Here is a 3,518-nt window from a genome sequence, read left to right on the forward strand (position 1 = left end):
GTACTCATTGATCCGCTTGGGCGTATCCCGCTCGGGATCCACGGACAGAAACACAATCTGCCATTTCACGCCGGGCAATGACTGCTGCAACTTCGGCGCCAGGCTGACGCCGAGGGGCACCATGACCGCGGCGAGTGACATCGGCACGAGGGCGCCGTGCCCCGCGTGGCCGAACCCGGCGGACACCGGAGCGGGCGCCCCTGCGCCTGCGCCTGCGCCTGCACCTGCACCTGCACCTGCACCTGCACCGAGCATCGCCAGGGCGCACACCGCCATCACCACGCACCCGAGCGCGCGGTGGAAGCACGCGTCCGCGTGCGAGCGCCCCCGCGTGCCCACGACGCCGAGCATCGCCGACGCGATCCCGGCGACCGCGACCAGCAGCAGGATCCGGGCGTCGCCGTCGCCCGCGCACAGGGCGACCATGCCGAGCGCCATCACGACCGCGCTCTGCCGCGCCTGCCACGGCACCGCGCGCGGCAGGACGCCGCCGGCGATGAGGCAGCAGAGAGCGGCCGTGATCGCGGATCCGATCATCAGCAGCAACGCCGCCGCATGGAGCATGCGAACAGTGTTCTTGATCGCTCGCTCAAAAACAATACCCCGGGGAGGGATCGGATCCGCGGCGAACGGCTCCGGTGTGCGCCAGGATGGACGCATGCCCAGAGTCGTCGACCACGACGCGCGCCGGCGCGACATCGCCGCAGCGCTCCTCGCCGTCGCGGCCCGGGACGGTCACGACGGCGTCAGCTCCCGGGCCGTGGCGCGCGAGCTGGGCGTGGCGGTCGGATCCCTGTGGCACTACTTCGACGGCTTCGACGACGTGATCCGCGCCGCGGCGGCCGAGGTCACCCGCCGCACCGACGACCGCATCCGCACCGCGACCGAGGGCCTGCGCGGACTCGTCCGACTCGAGGCGATCATGCGCGAGGTGCTGCCCGTGGACGCCACGACCCGCACCGAGGCGCACGTCGTGGTGGGCTTCTGGGGCAGGCTCGCCTCGATCACCCCCACCGCGGACGCCTCGGCGCCGACCATCCCGCTCTGGCGCAAGGAGACCTCCGAGGCGCTCGAGGAGGCCGTCGCCGACGGCGAGCTGCGCCCGGACGCCCCGCTCGACGACGTGCTCGCACTCCTGCGCGCGATCACCTACGGGCAGCAGGTCGTCGAGGTCGCCGAACCCGCCGATCCCGCCGCGCACCTGCGGGTCTTCTCCGCGATCCTGGATCCCTGGCGGCCCTGACCGACCTGATGGGCTCACCGGCACCGCCCTGGGCTCGCGCCGATCCGGCGACACGATCCGCACACGCCGCGACGATCGGCACACGATCCAGGCGGATCCGTGTGCGGATCCTCGCACGCTGTGCGGATCGTCGCGCCGCGAACACCCATTGCGCCCGCGCCCTGTGCGGCATATCATCGACGCAACCCGTTTCTTGAGCGTTCGCTCAACTAAACCGCAGAGGTCGACGATGCCCCACCACGCCCCGCAGCCGATCACGCTCGACGCCATCCCGACGCCGCATCCGCTGGATCCGCTCACCGGGCCCGAGATCGCGGCCGCGCGGGCGATCCTCTCCTCGGCGGGCCTGCTCGGCGAGTCCGTGCGCGTGCCGATGCTGCTCCCCGACGAGCCGACCCGCTCCGAGCTCGCCGCCTGGGCTCCCGGCGCCCCGATCGACCGCCGCGTCGACGCCACCCTGCTCGACACCGCGACGGGCGTCGCGACCGAGGTCATCGTCTCGATCACGCGCGGCGAGGTGCTGCGCGCCGAGCGCGTGCCGAACGACGCCCCGCCGTACGGCCAGCCGCAGTACCTGTTCGAGGAGTACGAGCGCGCCGAGGCGATCGCCAAGGCCTCCCCGGAATGGCGTGCCGCGATGGAGCGTCGCGGACTCGCCGCGCACATCGACCTCGCCTTCTGCGGACCGCTCGCCCCCGGCTACACCGGCCGCGCGGACGAGGTGGGGCGACGCGTGATCCGCTCCCTCACGTTCCTCCGCTACGACGAGCTCGACTCCCCCTGGGCGCACCCGGTCGAGGGCCTCATCGTGCACATCGACCTCACCGCGAACAGCGTGATCCGCGTCGAGGACATCGGCGACGTCCCCGTGCCCGCCGGCCACGGCAACTACTACCCCGAGGTGCAGGGCGAGGCGCGCACCTCCCTCAAGCCCATCGAGATCGTCCAGCCCGAGGGACCGAGCTTCGCCGTGACCGGATCCCTCGTCGAGTGGGAGAACTGGTCGATGCGGGTGAGCTTCAACGCGCGCGAGGGCCTCGTGCTGCACGACGTGACGTTCGACGGGCGCCCCGTGCTCCACCGCGCGAGCGTGCCCGAGATGGTCGTCCCCTACGGCGACACCGCGCCGGGGCGCTTCTGGATCAGCTATTTCGACGCCGGCGAGTACCTGCTCGGCAAGAACGCGAACCACCTCGAGCTCGGCTGCGACTGCCTGGGCGTCATCCGCTATCTCGACGGCTACGTCGCGGACGACCACGGCCATCCGGTGCGGATCCCGAACGTGATCTGCATGCACGAGGAGGACACCGGGATCCTCTGGAAGCACACGAACCTCGAGGGTCGCTCGGACGTCCGCCGCGCCCGCCGCTTCGTCGTCTCGTACTTCTCTACGATCGGCAACTACGACTACGGCTTCTACTGGAACTTCGGCCTGGACGGCACGATCGAGGTCATCGCGAAGGCCACCGGCATCGTGTTCGTGGGCGCCGGCGAGCCGGGCGTCCCGCAGCGCCACGCCACCGAGCTGGCTCCCGGCGTGTTCGCGCCGGTGCACCAGCACCTGTTCTGTGCGCGGCTCGACGTCGCGGTCGACGGATCCGACAACCGCCTCGTCGAGGTGGATGCGGCGCGGGTCCCGATGGGGCCGGAGAACCCGTTCGGCAACGCGTTCAGCTGGACCGAGACCCCGCTCGGATCCGAGTCCGCCGCGCAGCGCGAGGCCGACACCTCGGTCGCCCGGGTCTGGGAGGTGCAGAGCGCCTCGCGCACGAACGCGGTGGGGCGCGCGACCGCCTACCAGCTCGTGCCGCAGCCGACCGCGCTGCTCATGGCGGATCCGGCCTCCTCCGTCGCGGCGCGCGCCGCGTTCGCGACCAAGCACCTGTGGGCCACCGCGCACCGCGAGGGCGAGCTGTGGCCCGCCGGGCGGTACCCGAACGCGCACCAGGGCGGATCAGGGCTGCCCGAGTACGCGGCGGGCGATGCGCCCCTGGACGGCCCGGAGGGCGCCGACCTCGTGCTCTGGCACACCTTCGGGCTCACGCACTTCCCCCGCCCGGAGGACTGGCCGATCATGCCCGTCGACACCGCGGGCTTCGCATTCCGCCCCTACGGCTTCCTCGACCAGAACCCGGGCATGGACGTGCCGGAGTCGTCGCAGGCGCACGCCGCGACCGGATCCGGATCCGCAGCCGGATCCGCCTGCTGCGGCGGCGGCGACGCCTGCACCTGCGGTCACTGACCCCCACCTTCGAGTCGTCCCCGTCAGCGCACC

The 3,518-nt window shown here is 72.2% G+C and carries 3 protein-coding genes; 2 read left to right on the forward strand and 1 reads right to left on the reverse strand.

The features are described 5' to 3' along the window. Positions 1 to 699: hypothetical protein (locus B7X32_RS19485; RefSeq protein ID WP_292723536.1), on the reverse strand; the 699-nt coding region annotated here is incomplete at its 3' end. On the opposite strand from B7X32_RS19485, the gene B7X32_RS19490 reads away from it, so the two are divergent. Further along, entirely contained in the window at positions 659 to 1,243 is a 585-nt protein-coding gene (locus tag B7X32_RS19490) for a TetR/AcrR family transcriptional regulator (protein ID WP_292723539.1), read from the forward strand. The genes B7X32_RS19485 and B7X32_RS19490 overlap by 41 nt on opposite strands. A 229-nt stretch (positions 1,244 to 1,472) precedes the next feature. Beyond that, on the forward strand, positions 1,473 to 3,485 hold the full coding sequence (locus tag B7X32_RS19495; protein ID WP_292723542.1) for a primary-amine oxidase: 2,013 nt from the start codon (positions 1,473 to 1,475) through the stop codon (positions 3,483 to 3,485). Positions 3,486 to 3,518 lie beyond the last annotated feature (33 nt).

The organism is Microbacterium sp. 13-71-7, from assembly GCF_002257455.1.
Lineage (GTDB): Bacteria > Actinomycetota > Actinomycetes > Actinomycetales > Microbacteriaceae > Microbacterium.